Source organism: Corynebacterium zhongnanshanii (assembly GCF_014490575.1).
Lineage (GTDB): Bacteria > Actinomycetota > Actinomycetes > Mycobacteriales > Mycobacteriaceae > Corynebacterium > Corynebacterium zhongnanshanii.
Genome location: NZ_CP061033.1, coordinates 579,811 through 603,950, shown reverse-complemented (window position 1 = coordinate 603,950; position 24,140 = coordinate 579,811). Strand labels below are relative to the sequence as shown.

Genomic DNA, 24,140 nt, shown 5'->3' with positions numbered 1-24,140 from the left:
CTGACCAGCCCTGTTACGCGTCCGCGATGAAGCTTTCCAGCTGTGCGCGGGCGTTGGTGTCCTCCAACTGGATCGGTGGGGACTTCATCAGGTAGCTGGACGCCGGATCCACTGGTCCGCCGATGCCACGGTCCTTGGCGATTTTCGCGGCGCGGATGGCGTCGATGATAATTCCCGCGGAGTTCGGGGAATCCCACACCTCCAGCTTGTACTCCAGGTTCAGTGGCACGTTACCGAAGGCAGTGCCCTCCAGGCGGACATAGGCCCACTTGCGGTCATCCAGCCACTCCACGTAGTCCGAGGGGCCGATGTGCACGTTGCGGTCCTCCTTCTTGCCCGCCAGCGGGGATTCCTGAAGGTTGCTGGTCACGGCCTGGGTCTTGGAGACCTTCTTGGACTCCAGACGGTCACGGTCCAGCATGTTCTTGAAGTCCATGTTGCCACCGACGTTCAGCTGCATGGTGCGGTCCAGGCGCACGCCGCGGTCCTCGAACAAGCGCGCGAGAACACGGTGGGTGATGGTGGCGCCCACCTGGCTCTTGATGTCGTCACCAACGATCGGCACACCGGCGCTGCGGAACTTCTCTGCCCATTCTGGGTCGGAGGCGATGAACACGGGCAGGGCGTTGACGAATGCCACGCCAGCGTCGAGAGCGGCCTGGGCATACGCCTTGTCCGCTTCCTCGGAGCCCACGGGGAGGTAGGAGACCAGCACGTCAACCTCTGCATCGCGCAGGGCCTGTGCCACGTCCACTGGCTCTTCGGCAGATTCCTCGACGACCTCGCGGTAGTGCTTGCCCAGGCCGTCGTGGGTGGGTCCACGCTGGACGGTCACGCCCAGGGGAGGAACATCGCAGATGCGGATGGTGCAGTTGGTGGGGGCAAGACGCGCCTCGGCCAGGTCCTTGCCAACCTTGGCGGAGTCCACATCGAACGCTGCCACGAACTCCACGTCCCCCACGTGGTAGTCGCCGAAGCGAACGTGCATCAGGCCAGGAACCTTCTCATCGTCCGGAGTGTTCTTGTAGAATTCCACTCCCTCGATCAGGGACGTTGCACAGTTACCCACGCCGGCGATCGCCACGCGAATTGGGCGACGAGCTGCGGCGCTTTTGTTTTCAGAAACTTGTTCAGTAGCCATAGACCCTCACCTTAGACCTGATGGCGCGGCAAACCGAGCGGCATTTTTTCCTTATCGATTTAGAAGAACCCCCGAATGTGGGTAACGGATGTCTGGGTCGGGTGCGCAGGCTCGCATGCACAACGGGCCCAGCAGAACATTCTGCTGGGCCCGTTGTCAGGCTGCCGCGACACGCGGCGTGCGATTTAGAGGTTGGGGAACCAGATGGCGATCTCGCGCTCTGCGGACTCTGGGGAGTCAGAGCCGTGAACAACGTTCTCACCCACGGTCAGGGCGAAGTCACCACGGATGGTGCCTGGTGTTGCCTTGGCCACTGGGTCGGTGCCACCAGCCAGCTGACGCCATGCGTCAATGGCGCGCTCGCCTTCCACGATGCCCGCTACCAGCGGTGCGGAGGTGATGAAGTCAACCAGCTCGCCGAAGAAAGGCTTGTCGGAGTGCTCAGCGTAGTGCTTCTCAGCGGTCTCACGGTCAGCGGTGCGCAGGTCCAGCTCCACGAGCTTCAGGCCCTTGCGCTCGATGCGGGCGATGATCTCGCCTACGTGACCGTTCTTGACACCATCTGGCTTGATCAGGATTAGGGTACGTTCAGTCATAATCACAAATAGTACACGAGGCGGCACATACCCCGGCTGCGCATGCTGCATTCCGGCTACACATGCTGCGCAGGCAGCAGCCCGCGGCGCATGCGCTCCTTCATGTTGCGACGCAGGTGGTAGATGTACCACCACGTCGCGGCGAACAGAAGCCCCACAAACCCCATCGACGGGTGGACAAAGAACCCGGCCACGGCAAGAACCTGCAGGCCGATGTTGACTGGATCAGCCCACTTGGCTCTCTGGATGAACGCCGCCAGGATCATGAGCACACCCAGAACGGACACATAGGTCACCTTCACAGTGGTGGCATTCACGTCCGGTTCCACGCGGGTAATCACCGTAAGGACCAGCAGGATCACAATCGCCTCCAGGATGTGCGCACCAGCCATCACGCCACGCACTCCCTTCATCGGGTCGTTTTCCAGCTCGTGACCTGGGCCGAGCGGACCCATTTGCGCGTCGCCTGGCCGCGCCGCAGAGCCCTGGGGCTCCTGAGCAGGGCCCTCGGGCTTGTTGTGTTCCTTCATCTCACAGGACCTTTCTTCTTGTGCCTACACCACGCCGGTCTCACGCACACGCCGGAGCGACCTACGCGGGCTCCTTGCCAAACAAGGTACGCGCTTCCCCAGCGGTCACCACACTGCCCGTGATGAGCACACCCGAACCAGCAACCATGCCATCGGCATCATCTTCAGCCAACTCCGTTGCCAATTCCACAGCGCCCACCAAGTTGGAGGCTACGTGGACGCGTTCCTCACCCATCACATCGCGCGCATACTCCGCCAGGGTGTCCACGTCCAGTGCGCGGGGCGACTGCGGCTGTGTCACCACCAGCTCGTCCAGCACGGGCTCCAACGCCGACAGGATTCCATACGCGTCCTTGTCGCCGAGCACTCCCACCACGCCCACCAGGCGTCGGAAATCAAAATCGCGGGACATCGCCGCAGCCAGCGCGGTGGCGCCGTGGGGGTTGTGCGTGGCGTCGATGAACACGCTCGGCGCGGAACGCACCCGCTCCAAGCGGCCCGGCGACTGCACCTGGGCAAAGCCTTCGCGCACCGTGTTCGGGTCCAGCTGCCGCTCGGCACCAGCACCGAAGAACGCCTCGACCGCAGCAAGAGCCACCGCCGCGTTGCGCGCCTGGTGCTCGCCGGACAGCGGCACGAAGATGTCCTCGTACACACCACCCAGGCCGCGCAGCACCAGCGATTGCCCGCCCACCGCAATGGACGAGCTCACCACACCAAACTCGTGACCCGCACGAGCCACCGCGGAATCCTTCTCCACGGCCTCCGTCAGCAGCACAGTCATGACCACTGGCTCTTGCTCCGCAATCACCGTCACATTATCCGGGGGACTCAGCAGGTCGTCCTTATTCCACCGGGACTTGATGATCCCGGCTTTCTCACCGGCGATCTGCTCCAGCGTGTCGCCGAGGTAATCAGTGTGGTCCAGGCCAATCGGCGTGATCACCGCAACGTCTGCGTTGACCACGTTCGTGGCGTCCCATCGACCGCCCATGCCGGTTTCCACCACGGCCACATCCACCGGCGCATCGGCGAAGCACGTGTACGCCAGCGCCACCAGCACCTCAAACTTGGACATCTGGGGGCCGCCCTGCTCCGCGGAGCGCGCGTCGACCATCTCCACGAAGGGCTTGATCTCGCGCCAGGCGTTGATGTAATCCTCCGGGTGAACGGGCTGGCCGTCCACAGCGATGCGCTCGGTCACCAGCTGAAGGTGCGGGCTGGTGGTCCGTCCGGTTCGGCGATGGAAGGCCCGCAGTAGGGACTCGATCATCCGCACGGTGGACGTTTTCCCGTTCGTGCCCGCCACGTGGATCACAGGAAACGCACGCTCGGGGTGCCCCAGCAGGTCCATGAGCATCTCCACCCGCTCCAGGGTGGGATCGATCTTCGTCTCTGGCCATCGCTGATCCAACTCGGCCTCGACGTGGGCCAATTCCTCCAGGATCTGCGGAGTGATGGGCCGTGCCGGGAGGGCCTGATGATCGTCATCATTATCGACGCCGAAGCTCTTGTCCGCCGCAGCGTCGATAGGAAGGGACAGCCCCGTGCTGTCGAGGGATACCTCCCCTACTCCGTCCAGGCCCACTGATTCACTTCCCAGGCCTTCCGTGTCCACGCCCTCCGACGCCACCTCGTGGCGAGAGTCTAGCCCCTCGCTCTCGCCCTGGGCGTGCGGGTCGTTGCCGGTGCTGTGTTCGCTCATGCTTGTGGTAGCTCTTCCAGACGGGAGGTGATACGGGCAAACTCTTCCTGCGCGATCTTCTGACGCTCCTTGATTCCCTCCACGACCTTTTCGGGAGCGTTAGCCAAGAAGCCCTCATTGCTGAGCTTCTTTGCAGCGTTGTCCAGCTCCTTTTGTGCCGCAGCGAGGTCCTTCTCCAGGCGCTTGCGTTCGGCGGCCACATCCACGGTTCCGGAGGTATCCAGCTGAACCTCGATGGTGGCCTGGGACAGCCTCACCTCGATGGAGGCGGTGGCCGCGAATCCCTCGTCGGGCTCTTCCAGGCGAACGATCGAGCGGACTGCTGGCTCGAACTCCTCCAGGTCAGCTGCCGCAAAGTCCAGCATCGCTGGCACCTTTTGGGTGGGCTTCACGCCCTGGTCGGAACGGAAGCGACGCAGTTCGGTGACGAGCTTATCCACGTCAGCCATCCGGCGGATGGCGTCCTGATCCACCTCGGCACCACCGTTGGTGAGGTCGCTATCAGGCCATGGTGCGACCACCAGAGATTCTGGGTAGCCGTCCACGCCGTGCGTGAGTGCGGTCCAGAGAGTCTCCGTGACGAACGGCATGGCTGGGTGCAGCAGGCGCAGTACTGTGTCCAGCACGCGGCCGAGCACCAGCTGGGTGTTGATGCCGCGGGCCTTCTCGGCCTCCGAGGCCTCGTCCCAGTTGCGTGGGATCTGCACCTTCGCGATCTCCAGGTACCAGTCGCAGAACTCGCCCCAGGCGAAGCGGTACAGGTTCTCGTTGGCCAGGGAGAACTCGTAGCGATCCAGCGCGTTATCCACCAGGGCGCGGACGGACTCCAGGCGGTCCAGAATCCAGCGGTCGGCACCCGTCAGGGCCTCGCGCTCTGGCAGGTCACCCACCTGGGCGCCGTTCATCAGCGCGAACTTGGTGGCGTTGTAGAGCTTCGTGGCGAAGTTTCGGGATGATTGTGCGGAGTCTTCACCTACCGGGAGGTCGGAGCCAGGGTTGGCACCACGGGCCAGGGTGAACCTCAGGGCATCCGCACCATAGTTCTCCACCCAGTCCATTGGGTTGATGCCATTGCCCAGGGACTTGGACATCTTGCGTCCCTTTTCGTCGCGCACCAAGCCGTGAAGGAAAATGTCCTTGAAAGGAATCTGCGGACGGCCGTCCCTGTCCACGGAGGGGATTCCTGGAATGGTGTTGGCCAACGGAGAATCCTTCAGGGTGTCTGCGAAGGTGGCAAACATCATCATGCGTGCAACCCAGAAGAACAAGATGTCGTATCCGGTGACCAGCACAGAGACCGGGTAGAACTTCTGCAAGTCCTCGGTGTTTGCTGGCCATCCCATCGTGGAGAACGGCCACAGTGCCGAGGAGAACCAGGTATCCAGCACGTCCTCGTCCTGGACCCAGCCTTCCCCTGTCGGTGGCTCGTCATCGGGTCCGCAGCAGACCACTTCGCCGTCCGGTCCGTACCAGATCGGGATGCGGTGACCCCACCACAGCTGACGCGAGATGCACCAGTCGTGCATGTCATCCACCCAGTCAAACCAGCGAGGCTCCTGGGACGCCGGGTAAATGGTCGAGTCGCCCGAGCGGATAGCCTCGGCGGACATCGTGGCGAGCTTCTCCACCTTCACGAACCACTGCTCCGACAGGCGTGGTTCGATTGCCTCACCCGAACGCTCGGAGTGGCCCACGGAGTGCACGTAGGGGAACTTTCGTTCCACTATGCGGCCCTGCTCCTCCAGGGCCAGGCGGATCTTCTCGCGGGCTTCGTAGCGATCCATGCCATCGAACTGCGTACCCGTGTCCGTGATGTGTCCCGTGGCATCCAAGATCACCGGCATCTCGAGATCGTGGCGCTGTCCCAGGGCGAAGTCGTTCGGGTCGTGAGCCGGGGTGATCTTCACGGCACCCGTTCCGAACTCAGGGTCTACATAGTCGTCCGCCACAACGATCATCTTTCGATCCGGCAAGAACGGGTGATCCAGGGTGGTTCCCACCAGGTCCGCGTAGCGCTCATCCTCTGGGTGCACGGCAACGGCCACGTCACCCAGCATGGTTTCCACACGGGTGGTGGCCACGATGACATGAGGCTCATTGTCGTTTAAGGAACCGTAGCGGATAGAGACCAATTCGCCCTCGTCATCGGAGTACACCACCTCGATATCGGAGATGGCGGTCTGGAGAACCGGCGACCAGTTCACCAGACGATGTGCTCGGTAAATCAGGCCTTCGTCATACAGGGCCTTAAACATGGTCTGAACAGCCCGGGACAATCCCTCATCCAGCGTGAAGCGTTCCCGGGACCAGTCCACGGAGTCACCAATGGCACGCATCTGGTTCTGAATGACATTGCCGTAATCGTGCTTCCACTCCCAGACGCGGTCCACGAAGGCCTCGCGCCCCAGGTCAAAGCGGTCTGTGCCCTCGTTCTCCTTCAGGCTTGCCTCAACCTTGGTTTGCGTGGCGATACCTGCGTGGTCGGAGCCCGGCAGCCACAGCACCTCGAAGCCCTGCATACGCTTGCGGCGCGCCATGGCGTCCATCAACGTGTGGTCCAGGGCGTGCCCCATGTGCAATTGTCCCGTCACATTTGGCGGTGGCAGCACAATGGAAAAGGGAGGTTTGGAACTACCGGCATCCGCCGTGAAATAACCAGCGTCGACCCACCGCTTATACAGCGTTGATTCCACCGCCGAAGGCTCCCAGGCCTTCGGCAACTGAGCAGATCGATCGGCACCCATCACGGCGCCGGCTGGCGTTTCTGGAACTGGAGAATTCTTAGAGTCATTCACACCTAGCCAGTGTAGTAGACAGGCCCTACACTGCTCTCACTGACAAGAGATTGGTGCGCTGAAACTCGCTCGGAATCTATACCACGTCCAAGGCCAAGCGCAGGGCGCCGGCCGCCTCATCGAGAGCCCGGCGGGCGCCCCGCCACAATCCCGTAGAGTTCACGAAGGGATGCACCAGCCCCTCGTGCCTACGCAGCGTAGTGGCCACACCGGCGTCCTTGAGCCGCTGGGCGTATACTTCACCCTCGTCACGCAGCACATCGAATCCAGCCACAGCCACATATGCCGGCGCCAGGCCAGACAGGTCCTCTGCCAGGATCGGGGACGCCCACGGATTCGAGCGGTCGTCCTCATTCGGGATGTAGTGGTCGCGGTACCAGTCCATCTGTCCGCGGGTCAGATAGTAGCCGTCCGCAAACTCGGTGAAGGATGCCGTGGTGTACTCCTTCAGGTTCACATTCGGCACAAAGAGCATCTGCAGGCGCGGCTGAGGCTTCCCCTCATCCCGCAGACGCAGGCACACCGCCGCGCTCAAGTTTCCGCCGGCAGAGTCCCCACCCACGGCAACCCTGGAGCCGTCCACCCCGGCAACCTCGCCGGCCATCGCAGCGCTGACAACTGCCGTCACGTCGTCCAGACCCGCTGGGAAGGGGTGCTCTGGAGCCAGACGATAATCCACCGCGAGCACCGCCACGTCCGCGCGGGAGCACAGCCATCGCGCCGTCGATTCGTGAGAGTTCAGGGAACCCGTCACCCATCCACCGCCGTGGAGGTACACCAACGTGGGCAAATCAGTGCCCGCCGACTCGAAGCCGCGTGGGCGGTAGTGACGCACCCGCACTCCGGCAACGTCGTGCTCCGTGACGCCGCCCACCGCCTGCATCGTCCCGGCCGCCAAATGCGCTTCCCGGTCCACCTGCGCGCGGGCCTTGTCCAGTGGCAGGTCAACGATGTCGTCGCCGCTCACCACATCCAGGAGTTTCAACGACGCCCTCACGTCGCTATCCAAACGGTTCCCGTCACGGTTCGTGAGCGATCCCAGCGCCGAGAGTAGGGCCGGGGGCAACGCCAAAAGGCCGCGGCCGGACAGCGCAGTGAGCTTGGTGAGCAGATCCGGCTGGTAGGTCCTGGCCGCTACCGGGGCCTTGCCGGACGAAGCAGCTCCGGAAGGAGCCCCGGACGAAGAGGGTGCAGACGATGATTGTGTTGACGAAATATCCATAACGTCTATGGAACCATTGCCCAGACCCACTCGTCAGGTTTTTGACAGAAAAACCTTTTAGGGGCTAAGACTTCTCCGGCAGCAAGCCCTCCGCACGCACCGATGAAATCTCCTCCTTCAGCTCTGCGACGGAGGCTTCGATGCGCGCACGCTGGGCGTCGGTCACAGATAAATCATCGACGATCCGCCACACACCATCCACGGCACGAACGGGGAACGAGCAGACCAGCCCCTCCTCGATGCCATAGGAACCATCAGACGGGATGGCCGCGGACACCCAGTCGCCCTCCGCGGTTCCATTCACCCAATCGCGCATGTGGTCAATCGCAGCATTCGCGGCGGACGCGGCCGAGGAAGATCCCCGGACCTCAATCACCTCGGCGCCACGCTGGGCCACGCGCGGGATGAACTCATCCTCCACCCAGGACGCATCCAAGCCCTCGACGGCCTCGCCCTCCAGCTGAAGCTCGGCAACATCAGGGAACTGCGACGGCGAGTGATTTCCCCACACCGTCATGCGGGACAGGGAGCTCACGGCAACCCCCAGGTGTGCCGCGACCTGAGCCACCGCACGGTTGTGATCCAGGCGCGTCATCGCACTGAACTGCTCGGGGCGCAGCTTCGGGTTCGCATCCATAGCATGCGCGGCAGCGATGGCAGCATTCGTGTTGGCGGGGTTACCCACCACCACCACCTTCACATCATCGCGAGCCACCTCACCCAGCGCGCGACCCTGAGGGCCGAAAATCTTGCCGTTCGCCGCCAGCAGGTCGGCCCTCTCCTCCCCCTTCTGGCGCGGCTTCGCCCCCACCAGGAAAGCCACATCCGCGTCTTTAAACGCCTCGCGCGGATCGGTGGTGACGGTCACCGAGTTCAGCAGCGGGAACGCGGAATCCATCAGCTCCATCATCACCCCCTCGGCGCGCTGCAGGCCCGGCTCGGTTTCCAGCAGCTGGAGATTCACCGGGCGGGTGCCGAAAATCTCCGTGCGGTGCGTTCCGCACACCAAACGAAACAGCAGCGCATAGCCGATCTGGCCTGCTGCGCCGGTGACCGCGACGTTCACGGGGGAGGTAGTGGAAGTCATGACATGCACCTCTTAAAAATCTGTTGTGTATCAGTTATCGATGTGTGTTGATCTGTGTGTTGATCCTCATGGGAGCCTCGTGACACGTGTGGAGGCACCAATACCCGCCCAGCCTACCTTTTTGTCCGTCACCCCCGCGCGTAGGTGCTTGCTGTTTTTAAGCTCTGTCACGGGTGCTACTCCGTTACTATGAGTGCTGTTATGCCTGTACTTCCTAATTCTGCCGCCCGCTACGAACTAGCGCCGTCGCAGTACCGTGCCGCCATGGATGTCCTCCTGCCCGTTGCCGCACACGTGGGATACCACTTTTCCGCTGACGACATTTCCTCAGCCGCCCACGCTGCCGACATCGCGGCTACCCATGAGCTGTTCTCCAATACCAAGGAGTTGTATCACGAGGCCTTGCGCTACGCGCACTCCCGTATCTGGCCCACGTGGTCCCAGGAGGATTCCGACGAGTTGGAGCGGATGATCCCAGGAGACGCAATCCGCCGTTTTTCCCTAGCAACCTTCGAGCGTTTCCGAGAGTTCCCGGACGCCGTGCGCCTCATCGTGGCCGAGAACATGTTCCAGCGCGCCACGATCACCACCACGGTAGGGATCCTGGAGGATTCCCCGGTGGTGCTGGTGATCGATCGCCTACTGATGCGTGGCCACGACGTAGGCGCGTTCCGCACGGGCGTGTCCGCCGAGGATCTGTTCGTGTTGCTGACCTCCCTGTGCGCGTTCCCGATCACCCAGGGTCCGATTTTCCACGCGCTCTACGGGATGGACATTAGCGATGCGCAGAACACCGAGGGCATGGGAAAAATGATTTCCGACGCCACGGTGACCTTCCTCTCCACCACCATGGCCACCACCCAGGGTTCGTCCTACACGCATTCTTCACACTCCCCTTCACTGGGGTCGTCGGTGGCTGCGTCTCTGTACTCCAGCCAGGAGTACCCGTCTGAGGACGACTTCAACTTGAGCTAAGCCGCGCTGGTTTTTTACGCGCTCTTCTTATCCCGCGCCGCAACCTCTTCCAGAGACAACCGCGTTGGCTCCTCCAGCCCCTGAGCCGTGGCTTCGGTGATGATCACCTCGCCCGTGTCCTCATCCTCCGGGATGGAGAACATGATGGGGTTCAGCAAAGACTCCATGATGGAGCGCAATCCACGCGCACCGGTCTCTCGCGCCAATGCCTTTTGGGCAATGGCGCGCAGTGCACCATCCTCGAAAGTCAGACGCACACCGTCCATGTCGAACAGGCGCTGGTACTGCTTCACCAGCGAGTTCTTCGGCTCAGTCAGCACGCGCACCAACGCGTCCTCATCAAGGTGACCCACGTGCGTGAGCACCGGCAGACGGCCAATCAACTCCGGGATCAGGCCGAACTTCACCAGGTCCTCCGGCTCCACGAAGCGGAACAGATCCGGCTCCTCATCCGCCTTGCCCTTGATCTCCGCGCCGAAGCCCATGCCCTTCTTACCGCGACGCTCGCTAATGACCTTCTCCAGGCCAGCGAAGGCACCGGAGACGATGAACAGAACGTTCTTGGTATCGAACTGGATGAACTCCTGGTTCGGGTGCTTGCGCCCGCCCTGCGGCGGCACGGACGCCACCGTGCCCTCCAGGATCTTCAGCAGCGCCTGCTGCACACCCTCGCCGGAGACATCGCGCGTGATGGATGGATTCTCCGACTTCCGGGAGATCTTGTCCACCTCATCCACATAGATGATGCCCCGCTGCGCCTTCTCCACATCGAAGTCTGCGGCCTGCAGCAGCTTCAGCAGAATGTTCTCCACATCCTCACCCACGTAGCCGGCTTCGGTGAGGCTGGTGGCATCCGCAATGGCGAACGGCACGTCCAGCATCCGCGCCAGCGTCTGGGCAAGATAGGTCTTTCCCGAACCCGTAGGACCCAGCATGAGGACATTGGACTTCGCCAACTCCACCTCTTCATCGCTGCGGCGCGCGCCCGCGCTCGCGTCCTCCACTTGGATGCGCTTGTAGTGGTTGTAGACGGCCACGGCGAGGGTGCGCTTGGCGTCGTCCTGCCCAATCACGTAATGATCGAGGAACTCCGCAATGCGGCGTGGAGTGGGCAGCGCATTGGTGGAGTCAGCAGTACTTTCGGCGCTGAACTCCTCTTCGATGATCTCAACGCACAATTCAATGCATTCATCACAGATATATACGCCTGGCCCTGCAATCAGCTTGCGTACTTGCTTCTGACTCTTCCCGCAGAAAGAGCACTTCAGCAGATCTGTGCTATCTGGCATGTGGTCCTCGCACTCATGGTCGTTGGTTCGGATATGTGATTGTTAGAACTTTACCGCTCCCGTCCTACATCGGGCGGGTGTGGCTCGTTTCCCGTGTGTCGTACGCCCCGCCCGGCACAGGGGCCACAGGGGTCACTGATGTCACGCGAAGAATGCGAAAAGCGCCGTCGACATGTGATTTTTCGACGACGCCCAGCGCATTATCCACGCAGCCTACTGCTGAGCAGACAACTTTCGATAATCGAACACCTGATCGATAATCCCGTATTCCTTAGCTTCCTCAGCCGTCAGGATCTTATCGCGATCAGTATCCTTACGGATCTGCTCCGCGGAACGTCCCGTGTGGCGAGACAGCGTCTCCTCCATCAGGGTACGCATGCGCTCGATCTCCTTGGCCTGGATCTCCAAGTCAGAGACCTGGCCCTGCACACCGCCGGTGGCCGGCTGGTGAATCAGCACACGCGCATTCGGCAGCGCCGCACGCTTGCCCGGCGTACCCGCAGCCAGCAAGACCGCCGCAGCAGAGGCAGCCTGACCCAGGCACACCGTCTGAACATCGGGACGCACGTACTGCATCGTGTCGTAAATAGCCATCAAAGACGTGAAAGAACCGCCGGGAGAGTTGATGTACATCGTGATGTCACGATCAGGATCCAGCCCCTCCAACACCAGCAGCTGTGCCATGATGTCATTGGCGGAAGCATCATCAACCTGAGTACCCAGGAAGATAATGCGCTCCTCGAACAGCTTATTGTACGGGTTCGATTCCTTCGCCCCAAAGCTGGAGTGCTCCACGAACGAAGGGAGGATGTATCGCATTTCTGGCATCTGCATAATTCTTAGCTCTCCTTCGCAGAGGTAATCACGTGGTCGACGAAACCGTAGTCCTTCGCCTCAGCGGCAGTAAACCAACGGTCACGGTCCGAATCCTTGGTAATCTGCTCCACCGTCTGGCCGGTGAACTCAGCGATGAGCTCCGCCATTTCCTTCTTGGTGTGGGCAAACTGCTCTGCCTGAATAGCGATGTCCGCCGCGGTTCCTCCCACACCTGCGGACGGCTGGTGCATCATGATGCGGGCGTGCGGCAACGCGAAGCGCTTGCCCTTGGTTCCGGCAGACAGCAGGAACTGGCCCATGGAGGCCGCCAGGCCCATGCCATAGGTGCGAATATCGCACGGCGAGAACTTCATCGTGTCGAAAATCGCCATGCCCGCGGTCACGGAACCACCGGGCGAGTTGATGTACAAAGAGATATCCTTCGTGGGATCCTCAGCGGACAACAACAGGATCTGGGCACACAACTTATTGGCGATGTCATCATCTACCTGGGAGCCCAGGAACAAGATGCGTTCTTTCAGCAAGCGATCATATATGTCGTTGCCCTGTACAGGATTGTTACTCATTGCTCACCTCAATGCTCTTCATATCCAGAAAAGCTGATCGAAAAAGATTGTGCGCCCCAGCCTAGTGAATTAGGTGGGACAATGTGGCCATCTTATGGCTCTGTTCGCTGACAGCACACAGCCCCCGTCCCCTGTTCCACGTGCGGCACACTTGAAGTGCCGATCGCACGGTCACAGGGGCCGGGGGCTGGGGAACGCGTGACGAGTTGGTTCGGCTGTTGCCTTAGTTCTCGTCAGCGGATGCGTTCTCCGACGCGTTGTCCTCGGCAGACTCAGCGGCCTCGTCCTCACCAAAGTACTGCTTCGGATCAACCTCGTTGCCCTCGGTGTCCTTCACGGAGGTCTTCGCGATGTTCAGCGCCAGAGCCTTGCCGCGGCGCACATCGGCGAAGAGGTTGCCCAGCTGGTTAGCCTGCTGCAGTTGCATGATGAACTGGTTTGGCTCCATGCCGTACTGAGCGGCGGTGAAGGAAATGTGGCTCATCAGTTCGTCCTGAGACACCTCTGGCTGCTCCTCGTCGGCCAGAGCGTCCAGGAACAGCTGGGTGCGTACGGAGTCCTCAGCGGAAGTACGAGCGTCCTCTTCGAACTTCTCGCGGGTGATGCCCTGTGCAGCCAGCATCTCTTCGAAGACCTTCTCGTCTCCACCGAACTGCTGGATCAGCTGCTGAACCTGGCTGTCCACCTGAGCCTGAACGATGTTGTCAGACAGCTCAACGGTGGTCTCTTCCAGTGCCGCAGCCAGGACCTTATCGCGGATGTCTGCAGCCTGGGCGTTCTTCTGCTCTGCCTCAGCCTGGTCCTTCAGGGAGTCACGCAGCTCGTCCAGCGTGTCGAACTCGGACGCCAGCTGTGCGAAGTCGTCATCCAGCTTCGGAAGCTCGCGCTCCTTGGCGGTCTGAACCTTGACGTGAACCTCAGCCTCTTCGCCCTCGTGCTCGCCAGCCACGAGCTTGGAGGTGAAGGTGGACTCCTCGCCGGCGTGGAGCTTACGCAGTGCGGTGTCCAGACCCTTGATCAAGGTGTCCGAGCCGACCTCGTGGGACAGGCCCTCGGTGGTGGCCTCGTCAACGGTCTCGCCGTCGATGGTGGCGGACAGGTCGATGGTGACAAAGTCGCCGGTCTTGATCAGGCGCTTGATCGGCTTGAGGGAACCAAAGCGTGCACGGAGGTTCTCCAGCTCAGCGTCGATAGCCTCTTCGGTGGACTTCAGTGGCTCAACCTCAACGGAGATCTTGGAGAAGTCTGGCACCTCGATGTCAGGGCGGACATCAACCTCAGCGGTGAAGGTGACGTGGTCCTTGTCTTCCAGCTCAGTGATCTCGATCTCTGGCTGGCCGAGGACCTTCAGCTCGTGCTCATCGACAGCAGCGCTGTAGCGGGATGGCAGCATTTCGTTGATGACCTGGTCCAGCACTACTCCGCGTCCCAGACGAGCCTCCAAGATCTTTGGAGGAACTTTGCCCTTGCGGAAGCCTGGCATGTTTACCTGCTGAGCGAGAGAGGCATATGCCTTGTCGAACTCTGGCTTGAGCTCCTCGAAGGGTACCTCAACGGTGATCTTGGTGCGGGTGGCGCTCAGCTTTTCTACAGAGCTCTTCACGAATGCACACTCCTGTGTCTATTGTCGGGCCACCATGCGCGCTTGTCTGTGTCACACGCCAGTGGCGTTGGTCGTAGTCGATTCTATAGGGCGCCCACTGTACGCATTCTTCGGGGTGGGGTTCACACGCCAGCACATTAAGTGCAGGGGCCGTGACCTGCTCATCCCACCGACGAAGCAGTGAGCGAGAAAATGAAAAACCGGTAGGTCTGGGACCTACCGGTTGTGTGTGTCGGGATGACAGGATTTGAACCTGCGACCCTCCGCTCCCAAAGCGGATGCGCTACCAAACTGCGCCACATCCCGAGCCGCACTCTGTGGTGCGAGAGCTACTTTACGTGCTACTCGCCATAAAAACAAAACGCATGTTAAAACACGGTTTTTGGGCTAGTGACACGCATTGCTTCACTTCTTACGAGCCGCCGCCTGCTCGGCACTTTCCATCTCTGCCACAAACTCTTGCTTGCTGGATTGCCATTGGTCTTCCGTCATGCGCAAACGCCAGTATCCAGAAATCGACGCATCCTTTTTGGAGACCCCTCGTCCCACATACAGTTCCCGCCGGATCTCCTTAATCATCTCGGCCACGCCATGGACGAACCACCCCACGGAACCCTCAGGGCACTCGTAGGAGCGCACCGCATCCGCCAAAGCACGCCCCGGCATGGAACCGTGTCGGTACACCCAACGCACCGTGATGTTGTCCCCCTCGGGCACTGCGAACTCATGACCCGGCTCCTCAATTTCAAAGAATGCGATTGCCGTGGACGTGGAGGGGATCTTTTCCAACGACGCAGCAATGGCCGGTGCGGCGGACTCATCCCCCGCAAGCACGAAGTGGTCGTAGCGAGGCGTAGGCGCCCAGCCACCGCCGGGGCCTACAAATGCGAATGTCTCGCCAACCTCCACGTCACGGGCCCACGGGCCTGCCAATCCCGTATCGCCGTGCAGAACGAAATCGATGGCAATGTCTCCGGTGATGGTATCCACACTGCGCAGCGTGTACGTCCTGGTTACGGGACGGTACTTCTTCGGTTGCGTGTCCTTAATGTGGGCGAGATCGAACGGCCAGGAGTACGGCGCCCCTTCTGGAACGAAGAGGATCTTAACGTAGTGATCGGTCTTGGTGAGTTCTCGGCCGATCAGTCCCGGGGCGTTCGCCCGGATGCGAACCATAGCGGGAGAGACACTCTCCTTGCCCGTGATCGTGGCCTCTATAGCTTTCCGCCCTTTCCGTGGCTGCGACGACGGAGCGTGTTCAGCTCCGGCATGCGACCCGTGACTGTCCTTCGTGTGGGCGGCATGTTTGCCATAGCGCTGTGCCTTGAGCTCGCGTCGCTGCGCCTTCAACTCGTACTTCGCTCGCTTACGTTCCGCCTTGGCGTCGTAAAAGGCCTGCGTGCGCCCGGCCTCCAACCCAGCGCGATAGCCATCGGAATATCCCGTGCCGTAGCCTTCGCGGAATCCTTCTACCCATTCTGTGGTGTCTCGTTGCTCCATAATGGATTAGGGTACACTAAAAATCACTGGTCAGTAGCCTTTAATGGCCCACGTCAGACAATCAATATCCAACTGGCCCAATAGCGGCATTCGGCATAACACCACACGCTTCGCGCGATTCAGTGCGAAATCGTAGTAAAATCAACGAGGATAGGTCTCGGGACGGTCAATGCCGCGAAACATCGGCACACCCCCGGGGCCATTGCTTTGCCCGAGCTCCTAATCACGCAGCAGCAATGCAAAAGACCTCGAACTGATTACATCCGAGGTCTGGTTGGAGGGAATGACGGTGTTGTCCGTCAGGACATAGTTGACACATTCTTCCTGCGGTTTTCTCAGTGATAGTTGACAGATCAGTCAGGACATACTTGACACCCTGGCCCCCTGACCCGGCGGGCATGATAGTTGACAGCTCAGTCGAGACATCGTTGACACAACTCACCGATAATGAGCCATGAGCTACAACAACCCCAACCTGGCAATCGTCACAGCAATCCGCAAACAACACATGACAGTCAGCCAAGCCGCCAAAAAATTCAAACGCTCACGCCAATGGATCTACACACTGCTCGACCGCTACGACCACGGCGGCCCGGACGCAGTCCAACCCCGATCAAAAGCACCCAAAACATCCCCCACCAAAATCCCAGACACCCTCGCTGATGAGATCGTCGCCATCCGCAAAGAACTCACCAGTAAAGGCGCCGACAACGGACCCGAATCCATAGCCTGGGTACTCCAACAACGCGGACTCCGCAGCCCCGCAGAATCAACCATCAGACGAATCCTCACCACCCGAAACCTCATCACACCCCAACCCCATAAACGCCCCAAAGCCTCACTACGCCGATTCGCAGCCACACTGCCCAACGAATGCTGGCAAGCCGACGTCACCTACGTCAGGCTACGCGACGGACGCACCATCGAAGTCCTCGACTTCCTCGACGACCACTCCCGCTACCTGCTCTACCTCACCGCCTTCTACCGCGTCCACGGCCCCACCGTCGTCACAGCCATCGAAGAAGTCACAGCCACCTACGGACTTCCCCAATCCACCCTCACCGACAACGGACTTATCTTCACCGCACGCCTAGCAGGCGCCAGAGGCGGGAAAACAGGCTTCGAAAAATTCCTCGAAACCCACTCCATCAAACAGAAAAATGGTCGACCAGCTCACCCACAAACCCAAGGAAAAATTGAACGCTTCCACCAAACACTCAAAAAATGGCTCAAAGCCCGACCGCCTGCAGAAACACTCCCGCAACTGCAAGCACTCCTCGACGAATTCCGCACCTGGTACAACAACGACCGCCCTCACCGCGCCCTAGGACGAAACACCCCACACCAGGCATACAACGCCCTGCCCAAAGCCAGCCCACAACCACTAGTAACCGAAGACAACCGAGTTCGACACGACAAAGTCGACACATCAGGCCGCATCACCCTACGCTTCGCCGGAAAACTACGCTACCTAGGAATCGGCCGATCCTACGCAGGAACCCCAACACTAACCGTCATCACCGGCAACACAGCCACCACAACCAACGCCACCACAGGAGAACTCATCGCCGAACACATCATAGACACCCAGCGCCAATACCAACCCAAACTCCCCAAGAACACCCAGCACTAAAAACAAATACCGCCCCAGGGAAAGAACAACGTCCCAACCCTAGAGCGGTATCTGTCAACCATGTCGCGACTGACAGTGTCAACTATGTCCCGACTGATCACATGGAGGGAATGACGGGAATCGAACCCGCGTCTTCAGCTTGGAAGGCTGAGGTATTAGCCACTATACGACATTCCCACGGTGCACTATCCATCTACACTTCACGCTATGCCGGCCCGGCGATGAGCACGAGGTGCAGTGGCTGTGCCACGTGGAATACTGTACACCATCATCCCCCACCCAAAGCAAATCAGCAGTTGCAGCGCCGTTTTGGCCAACTGATTCAAGTTCTCTAGGGTTTTCCTGACAATGCCTAGAATTTTCCTGACAATGCGCTGTGAACATGCGTTTTAGCTTTCTTCCACGAACGGAGACGCGTATAACCGACATCATGGATCCAATCATTATCGATAAAGATAAGGGCATTGAGCTCTGGACCGCCGCTCAATGCGCCGAGTTTTCCGGCACCGCCCGGGGAACCTTTACCAGTTACGCCGGCCGCGGTCGTGCACCTCAACCAGTAGCGAAGCTCCACGGTTTGACCCTGTGGGACTCTGACGAGGTCAAGGAGTGGCACGAAAAGCGCCCCAAGCAGAAGCAGAATAGGCGTAAGTAAACTCTTGAGGTCCTGAGGCTGGCACAACGCCAGCCTCAGGACCTCGTCACTGGGAAAGAACGCAGAACTCTACGCGTTCGGGACTTCTGGAGCCTCGCCGGTGCGCTCATACTCAGCCAGGATGTCGATCCGGCGCTGATGGCGCTCCTCCTCGCTCCATGGCTGGGAGACAAAGGCGTCAACGATAGCCAGAGCTTCTTCCTCGGAGTGCATACGACCACCCAGGCCGATCAGCTGCGCATTGTTGTGCTCACGCGCCAGCTTGGCCGTCTCCACAGACCACGCGAGTGCGCAGCGTGCGCCGGGAACCTTGTTCGCGGCAATTTGCTCACCGTTACCCGAGCCTCCGAGCACGATACCCAGAGATCCTTCATCGGCCACGACCTTGCGGGCGGCGTCGATGCAGTAGGCAGGGTAGTCATCCTGCGCGTCGTATTCCAACGCGCCACAGTCCACAACGTCAAAGCCCTGAGAGGCCAAGTGATCCTTGATCACGTTCTTCATGTCAAAACCGGCATGGTCGGCACCTAGATAGATTCGCATGAGCACTATTCTAGCGGGTCACGGTGCTGCGTAAACCCCAGCCGTACCACGGCGCTGCGCAACCACAGCCGTACCACGGCGCTGCGCAACCACAGCCGTGCCACAGCATTACGCGAACTCAGCGCGCGGGTCTTCCGTACGCGACCGCTTCAGTTCAAAGAAATGCTCGTAGGATGCCAGCTCCACGGCGGCGTCGAACATCGTGCCGGCCTTCTCCCCCTTCGGAATGCGGGTCAGCACCGGGCCGAAGAACGCAACGTCACCCAGCTGCACCACTGGGGTTCCCACATCGTTGCCCACCTTCGTGATGGCCTGCTCGTGCAGTGTGCGCAACGTGGACTCTACGCTGCCGTCGTCACCCTCGCGCTTATGTGCCACCTCGATCAGCTCAGCCGGCAATCCCACCTCAGCTAACGCCTCGGCAATGATCTCGTCGTAGCCGTGCGGGTCCTGCTTGTGCCCATTGCCGCCGTCGTGGATGCGCTCTCCCATGGACGTGTAGTAGGCGTCGATTTTATCGGGATAATCGGTGTAGATCGCAGCAGCCACCAACGCTGGAGCCCAGGCAGCACCCATCGCCCGCATGTAGGATTCCTCAAGATCACGGCCATCGTTGAGCACTGACAGGCTCATGGGAATGAAGGTCACGTCCACGTCGCGCACCTTCTCCACTTCCTTGAGCCAGCGGCTGGTCACCCACGCAAAAGGGCAGGTCACATCAAAGTACATGGTTGCTTGTTGATTAGTCATAGCCCCACTGTATCGGCAGACCAGTAGGGTTGTCAGTATGACTTCTACGAATCTCACCCGCACCGAAGCCGCGTCACGCGCGCAACTCATCAGCAATGTGCATTACGCCATCACCCTGGATCTGACCCATGGGGCAACGCTAGACACCACCACATTCCCGTCTACCACGGAGATCACGTTCACTTCTGGCGCCGGCGATACCTTTGTGGATCTGCGTGCAGCTCAGGTGCACAGTGTGGAGCTGGATGGAACGGACATTACCTCGACTGCCGTGCCTATGCGCGACGGACGCTACGACGAGGAGCAGGGGCTCCAGATCGCTGGCCTGACCGACGGTGATCACACCCTGCGCATCCACGCCGATGCCGTGTATTCCTCCACGGGCGAGGGACTGCACCGATTCCAAGATCCTGCCGACGCCCAGGTGTACATGTACACGCAGTTCGAAACAGCGGACGCTAAACGTGTGTTCGCCTGCTTCGATCAGCCAGATATCAAGGCCACGTACTCAATGGAGGTGTACACCCCTCCGGCCTGGACGCTGGTGACGAATAACAAGATCACGACGTCTCACGTGGACGAAGACTCTCATATTCACCGCGCGGAGGTGGACTACCCGCTGTCCACGTACTTGATCGCTTTTTGTGTGGGGCCGTGGTTCAGCGTGACGGATTCCTGGACCGGAACCATCCGCGAATACCCAGAGACCGCCGGGGCGACGGGCGTGCAGACCTCGGGTGAGCTGACGGTTCCTTTGGGCCTGTACTGCCGGCAGTCGCTAGCCCCTTACCTTGATGCGGACGAGCTGTTCACCATCACCAAGCAGGGCTTCGATTGGTATGCGGAGCACTTTGGTGTGGCGTATCCGTTTTACAAATACGACCAGGTGTTCTGCCCCGAATACAACATGGGCGCCATGGAGAATGCGGGCTGCGTGACCATCCGGGACGAATACATTTTCCGCTCCGCAGCCTCCCATTACCAGTACGAACGCCGCGCCGATACCATCCTGCACGAGCTGGCACACATGTGGTTCGGTGACCTGGTCACCATGAAGTGGTGGGATGACCTGTGGCTCAATGAGTCTTTTGCCACGTGGTCTGCTGCGATGAGCCAAGCGGAGGCCACGAAGTTCACCACTGCCTGGGTGACCTTCGCGAATAAGGAGAAGGCCTGGGCTTACGGCCAGGACCAGCTATCCTCCACCCATCCTGTGTTTAGCGATGCCACGGACATCGTGACCGTCGACGCCAATTTTGACGGCATTACCTACGCCAAGGGCGCCTCTGTGCTCAAGCAGCTGGCGGCCTATGTGGGACTGGAGGAGTTCCTGGCGGGAATCCGCTCCCACTTTGTGAACCACGCGTGGTCTAACGCCACGTTCGATGACTTGCTGTCAGCGCTGGAAAAGGCCTCCGGTCGTGACTTAAGCGATTGGGCGCAGCAGTGGCTGAAGACCACGGGCATCAACACGCTGGCAGCAGATGTGGACGTCGCCGATGGCCGCTACTCTCGTTTCGCGATCACACAAAGCGGCGCGGAACCCGGCGCGGGTGAAACGCGCACGCACCGGGTGGGCGTGGGCATCTTCGCGTTGAAGGACGCTGACACGGATGCACGCACGGACGCAGGCTCCGAGGCAGGATCTGCATCCGTGGTGAAGATCCGCGACGTGGAGTTGGACATCACGGGTTCCCGCACGGACGTAGATGAGCTCGTGGGCACCGAGGCCGGTGACATGATCCTGGTGAACGACCGCGACCTCACCTATGCCTTCATTGCCCTCGATGAGCAATCCCTCGCCTTCGCGATCGACAACATCGACCGCGTGGAGGATCCCATGGCTCGTTCCCTGTTGTGGTCCGCTACCTGGCAGATGACCCGCAATGCGCAGATGCGCGCGCGTGACTTCGTGGAGCTTGTTGCCCGCGGGGCTGCCGCGGAAACGGAGATGGCCGTGCTGGAGCAGATCCTGGCGCAGGCGCGCAGTGCGCTCTCCCACTACACCGATCCGGCGTGGGCGCCTACTGGCTGGTCCCGTGCCCGCGAGGCGTTCTGGGAAGGCGCGCAGCGTACCACCGGCACCGCTCAGCTTGCCTTCATCCGTGCCTACGCCGGGTGCGTGCTCGATGACGAGGCGATCACGCGCCTTCAGGGAATCCTCGAGGGAACGGTGGCGATCGAGGGCCTCGACGTCGATCAGGACCTGCGTTGGCAATTCATTATCGCCCTGAGTGGCGCGGGGGTGGGCGTCGAATCGATAATCGACGCCGAGCTCACGCAGGACACGTCCTCGACCGGAGCAATGCTGGCTCTTCAGGCACGCAGCGCTGCGCCTGGTGCGAAGGAGGAGGTCTGGCAAGAGATCACCACCAATGGTCCGAGCATGTCTAACCTCGCGTTACGTCACCGGATCGCGGGATTCACGCACGTGGGGCATCAGGAATTGTTGGAGCCTTATGGTCCGCTGTTTGCCACCACGGTGGTGGATCTGTGGAATCGTTTGTCACCGGAAATGGCTCTGCGTACCGTAGAGGGTATCTACCCATCGTGGGATCATTCGGAGCACACCGATGCCGCTATCGCGTCACTTATTGAGTCGGCCGAGCCCGGCGCGGGATGGCGCCGCCCGCTGATGGAGGGCCGCGACCGAGTGGCGCGGGCTCGCGCAGCGATCCAGGCAGACGGTGCTCAGTAAGACTGCACTGAGCAGAACTGCGGCAGAAAAGAAGAGATAGTGACGTAAAGGAGCGCACGATGGCACAGAGTTTCTATGAGGCCGTGGGTGGCGAGGAGACTTTCCGGAAGATCACCCACGAGTTCTACAAGCAGGTACGCACGGACGACATTCTGTCGCCGATGTACCCGGAGCACGACTTTGATGGTGCGGAGGATCGCCTGCGGTGGTTCCTGGAGCAGTATTGGGGAGGTCCGCAAACCTTCAGCGAGCGGCGTGGGCATCCTCGTCTGCGCATGCGCCATGCCCCCTACCCTATTGACGACGCCGCGCGGGATCGATGGCTGGAGCTCTTCGGTAACGCGCTGGCGACGATCGATCGGGAGACTCTGGATGATCCCCACCGTGCGGCGATCTGGGAGCACGCTGAACGCGTGGCACACATGTTGGTAAACACGGCGCCGAACGCTGAGGGCTTTCAGTAATGAGCATAGGACCCCTCTCACTTCTTGTGGGAGGATCCTTGGTTGCGGGGTTTGTCGACGCGCTGATTGGTGGCGGCGGGCTGATTCTTATCCCACTGCTGTTGATTGCTGCTCCCGGCATGCCGGCCACGAGCGCTCTGGCGACGAATAAGGTCGCCGGGATTTCCGGCACGGCCAGCGCGGCGGTGGCTATGCTGCGGCGTGTGCCCGTGGATCGCCACCTGTTGTATCGGGCGGTTCCGCTGGCAGCACTGTGCTCTGCGGCCGGGGCGCTGCTGGCCAGTAGCTTAAGCAGTGATGTGCTGCGCCCCATTGTGATTGTGTTGCTGCTGGCCGTGGGCGTGTACGTCACCTTCCGCCCCACGTTCGGTGCGGACAATAACGCCTCCACGGTGGTGACCCGAGGCCGCTGGGTCGCAGCGCTGCTGCTGGTTGCTGTCATCGCTGGGTACGACGGCTTCTTTGGCCCCGGTACCGGGATGTTCCTCATTATTATTATGACCGCGCTGCTGAATCGGTCCTTCGTGGAATCAGCGGCGATGACCAAGGTGATCAATACAGCGACCAATCTGGGTGCGCTGGTGGTCTTTGCCGTGGGTGGTCATGTGTGGTGGCTTCTGGGCGTGGGCTTGGCGATCGCCAATATTGCCGGCGCTCAGCTGGGAGCCCGGTTGGTCATCGCGAAGGGTACAGGGCTCGTGCGCGTGGCGCTCCTGACGTTGGTGGTGGTCATGACCGCGAAGCTGACGTGGGACATGCTGCACTGAGTAACACCCGTCTCAGCGCTGATGCGCGTAGTGCTTAGGGCACGCGTGCCAAGCCTCCCGGGCGCGGGGTGAACAGGGTGCCGAATAGTGCGTCCACTCGGATCCAGCTCGAGGTCACGCTCACTCGCACCTCGTCATGCTCCCTCAAGCGTTCAGAGGTGGGCTCCGCGGCAGTTCCGAATCCACCCATGGCAGCGATAATCCGGCCACTCATCGCGACCGAGGTTGCGTCCGGATCTCCCTCCGACGTGATGGTCAGCATGTCCTGATCCAGCAGTGAACGCGCAATCCCGTGGGGAGTCCCTTGGTTCTCGCGTTCCATATCCGCGTGAAGCTGGCGGATCACCTGAGCCGGTACAATATCGACGATCTGGAAACCATCAGCGGGCGGAAGGCTTCCCGGCCAACGCAACGGCATCGGAAAACCACAATCCAGTGCCTGCTGTCCCGGCTGGTAACTGGACAGCGCGTTCAGCACGGTATCCGCGCCAAATACCTCCGATCCCGTGACGCGCCCTGGGATGCGGATGCTCACCACACACTTCAATGGGGAGGACACAAACATGTCGACGCTGTGGTCCCCCGCCTGCCGCAGCCTCACGATCGCACCGGAGTCTTGGTTTAATCCTCGAGCCACCATCACGCGTGCACGCCGAAAAGAGTTGAGCGCCGCGTCCACATTGTCGGCACGCACGATGCCGGTGAGATCTACAGCGTGTACGTTAGTATCCATGGCACACATCCTACGCACCAACACAACCGCTGCACTCAGGTGCGTGGCGTC

Annotated in this window: 21 protein-coding genes and 2 tRNA genes; 6 read left to right on the top strand and 17 right to left on the bottom strand. The window is 60.7% G+C overall.

From position 1 onward, the window contains the following. Positions 1-13: 13 nt before the first annotated feature. From IAU67_RS02670 to IAU67_RS02640, 7 genes are all read right to left on the bottom strand, one after another. On the bottom strand, positions 14-1,141 hold the full coding sequence (locus IAU67_RS02670) for an inositol-3-phosphate synthase (protein ID WP_151842956.1): 1,128 nt from the start codon (positions 1,139-1,141) through the stop codon (positions 14-16). Positions 1,142-1,326: 185 nt separating this feature from the next. Continuing rightward, complete coding sequence (ndk, locus tag IAU67_RS02665; RefSeq protein ID WP_151842955.1) at positions 1,327-1,737, bottom strand: nucleoside-diphosphate kinase; 411 nt, start codon at positions 1,735-1,737, stop codon at positions 1,327-1,329. 56 nt (positions 1,738-1,793) lie between these two features. Then, positions 1,794-2,267, bottom strand: coding sequence for a DUF4233 domain-containing protein (locus tag IAU67_RS02660; RefSeq protein ID WP_151842954.1), 474 nt, complete (start codon positions 2,265-2,267; stop codon positions 1,794-1,796). Between the two features lie 61 nt (positions 2,268-2,328). After that, complete coding sequence (gene folC / locus IAU67_RS02655) at positions 2,329-3,972, bottom strand: bifunctional tetrahydrofolate synthase/dihydrofolate synthase (protein ID WP_151842953.1); 1,644 nt, start codon at positions 3,970-3,972, stop codon at positions 2,329-2,331. Beyond that, positions 3,969-6,716: a valine--tRNA ligase gene (locus IAU67_RS02650; RefSeq protein ID WP_151843169.1), complete on the bottom strand. Its 2,748-nt coding sequence runs from the start codon at positions 6,714-6,716 to the stop codon at positions 3,969-3,971. Before IAU67_RS02650 ends, folC begins: the two co-directional genes overlap by 4 nt. Positions 6,717-6,843: 127 nt before the next feature. Further along, positions 6,844-7,989, bottom strand: coding sequence for an alpha/beta hydrolase (locus tag IAU67_RS02645; RefSeq protein WP_151842952.1), 1,146 nt, complete (start codon positions 7,987-7,989; stop codon positions 6,844-6,846). A gap of 64 nt (positions 7,990-8,053) precedes the next feature. Next, positions 8,054-9,076, bottom strand: a complete 1,023-nt coding sequence (locus IAU67_RS02640) for a malate dehydrogenase (RefSeq protein WP_151842951.1) — start codon at positions 9,074-9,076, stop codon at positions 8,054-8,056. A gap of 189 nt (positions 9,077-9,265) precedes the next feature. Here IAU67_RS02640 and IAU67_RS02635 point away from each other — a divergent pair, with 189 nt between their 5' ends. Next, a complete protein-coding gene (locus tag IAU67_RS02635) occupies positions 9,266-10,051 on the top strand; it encodes a hypothetical protein (RefSeq protein WP_151842950.1) in 786 nt (261 codons plus the stop codon). Between the two features lie 14 nt (positions 10,052-10,065). Here IAU67_RS02635 and clpX read toward each other — a convergent pair whose 3' ends face one another. The 6 genes from clpX to IAU67_RS02605 all read right to left on the bottom strand — a co-directional run bounded on the left by clpX (position 10,066) and on the right by IAU67_RS02605 (position 15,846). Beyond that, positions 10,066-11,340 carry an ATP-dependent Clp protease ATP-binding subunit ClpX gene (gene clpX, locus IAU67_RS02630; RefSeq protein WP_151842949.1) on the bottom strand — a complete coding sequence of 425 codons (1,275 nt, stop codon included), beginning with the start codon at positions 11,338-11,340 and terminating at the stop codon, positions 10,066-10,068. Positions 11,341-11,553: 213 nt separating this feature from the next. After that, on the bottom strand, positions 11,554-12,174 hold the full coding sequence (locus IAU67_RS02625; RefSeq protein WP_151842948.1) for an ATP-dependent Clp protease proteolytic subunit: 621 nt from the start codon (positions 12,172-12,174) through the stop codon (positions 11,554-11,556). A gap of 5 nt (positions 12,175-12,179) precedes the next feature. Further along, entirely contained in the window at positions 12,180-12,743 is a 564-nt protein-coding gene (locus IAU67_RS02620; protein WP_151842947.1) for an ATP-dependent Clp protease proteolytic subunit, read from the bottom strand. Between the two features lie 223 nt (positions 12,744-12,966). After that, entirely contained in the window at positions 12,967-14,346 is a 1,380-nt protein-coding gene (gene tig, locus IAU67_RS02615; protein WP_151842946.1) for a trigger factor, read from the bottom strand. A gap of 232 nt (positions 14,347-14,578) precedes the next feature. Continuing rightward, positions 14,579-14,652, bottom strand: a tRNA-Pro gene (locus IAU67_RS02610). A gap of 99 nt (positions 14,653-14,751) precedes the next feature. Beyond that, positions 14,752-15,846: a siderophore-interacting protein gene (locus tag IAU67_RS02605; protein WP_151842945.1), complete on the bottom strand. Its 1,095-nt coding sequence runs from the start codon at positions 15,844-15,846 to the stop codon at positions 14,752-14,754. Between the two features lie 454 nt (positions 15,847-16,300). On the opposite strand from IAU67_RS02605, the gene IAU67_RS02600 reads away from it, so the two are divergent. Then, entirely contained in the window at positions 16,301-17,479 is a 1,179-nt protein-coding gene (locus IAU67_RS02600) for an IS481 family transposase (RefSeq protein WP_151843304.1), read from the top strand. A gap of 102 nt (positions 17,480-17,581) precedes the next feature. On the opposite strand, the gene IAU67_RS02595 is transcribed toward IAU67_RS02600, so the two are convergent. Further along, positions 17,582-17,656: transfer RNA gene (locus IAU67_RS02595), tRNA-Gly, on the bottom strand. 253 nt (positions 17,657-17,909) lie between these two features. Here IAU67_RS02595 and IAU67_RS02590 point away from each other — a divergent pair. Continuing rightward, positions 17,910-18,134, top strand: coding sequence for a helix-turn-helix transcriptional regulator (locus tag IAU67_RS02590; protein WP_151843252.1), 225 nt, complete (start codon positions 17,910-17,912; stop codon positions 18,132-18,134). A 69-nt stretch (positions 18,135-18,203) separates the two neighbouring features. Here IAU67_RS02590 and IAU67_RS02585 read toward each other — a convergent pair whose 3' ends face one another. After that, positions 18,204-18,677, bottom strand: a complete 474-nt coding sequence (locus tag IAU67_RS02585) for a ribose-5-phosphate isomerase (RefSeq protein WP_151843251.1) — start codon at positions 18,675-18,677, stop codon at positions 18,204-18,206. Positions 18,678-18,785: 108 nt separating this feature from the next. Continuing rightward, complete coding sequence (locus IAU67_RS02580) at positions 18,786-19,427, bottom strand: mycothiol-dependent nitroreductase Rv2466c family protein (protein WP_151843250.1); 642 nt, start codon at positions 19,425-19,427, stop codon at positions 18,786-18,788. A gap of 37 nt (positions 19,428-19,464) precedes the next feature. On the opposite strand from IAU67_RS02580, the gene pepN reads away from it, so the two are divergent. From pepN to IAU67_RS02565, 3 genes are read left to right on the top strand one after another with little or no spacing between them, the layout of a single operon-like run. Then, a complete protein-coding gene (pepN, locus tag IAU67_RS02575) occupies positions 19,465-22,125 on the top strand; it encodes an aminopeptidase N (RefSeq protein ID WP_151843249.1) in 2,661 nt (886 codons plus the stop codon). 59 nt (positions 22,126-22,184) lie between these two features. Beyond that, a complete protein-coding gene (locus tag IAU67_RS02570) occupies positions 22,185-22,589 on the top strand; it encodes a globin (RefSeq protein WP_151843248.1) in 405 nt (134 codons plus the stop codon). Beyond that, positions 22,589-23,356 carry a TSUP family transporter gene (locus IAU67_RS02565; protein WP_151843247.1) on the top strand — a complete coding sequence of 256 codons (768 nt, stop codon included), beginning with the start codon at positions 22,589-22,591 and terminating at the stop codon, positions 23,354-23,356. The genes IAU67_RS02570 and IAU67_RS02565 overlap by 1 nt, the downstream gene beginning before the upstream one ends. 34 nt (positions 23,357-23,390) lie before the next feature. On the opposite strand, the gene IAU67_RS02560 is transcribed toward IAU67_RS02565, so the two are convergent. Next, positions 23,391-24,089, bottom strand: coding sequence for a DUF8185 domain-containing protein (locus IAU67_RS02560; RefSeq protein WP_151843246.1), 699 nt, complete (start codon positions 24,087-24,089; stop codon positions 23,391-23,393). Positions 24,090-24,140 lie beyond the last annotated feature (51 nt).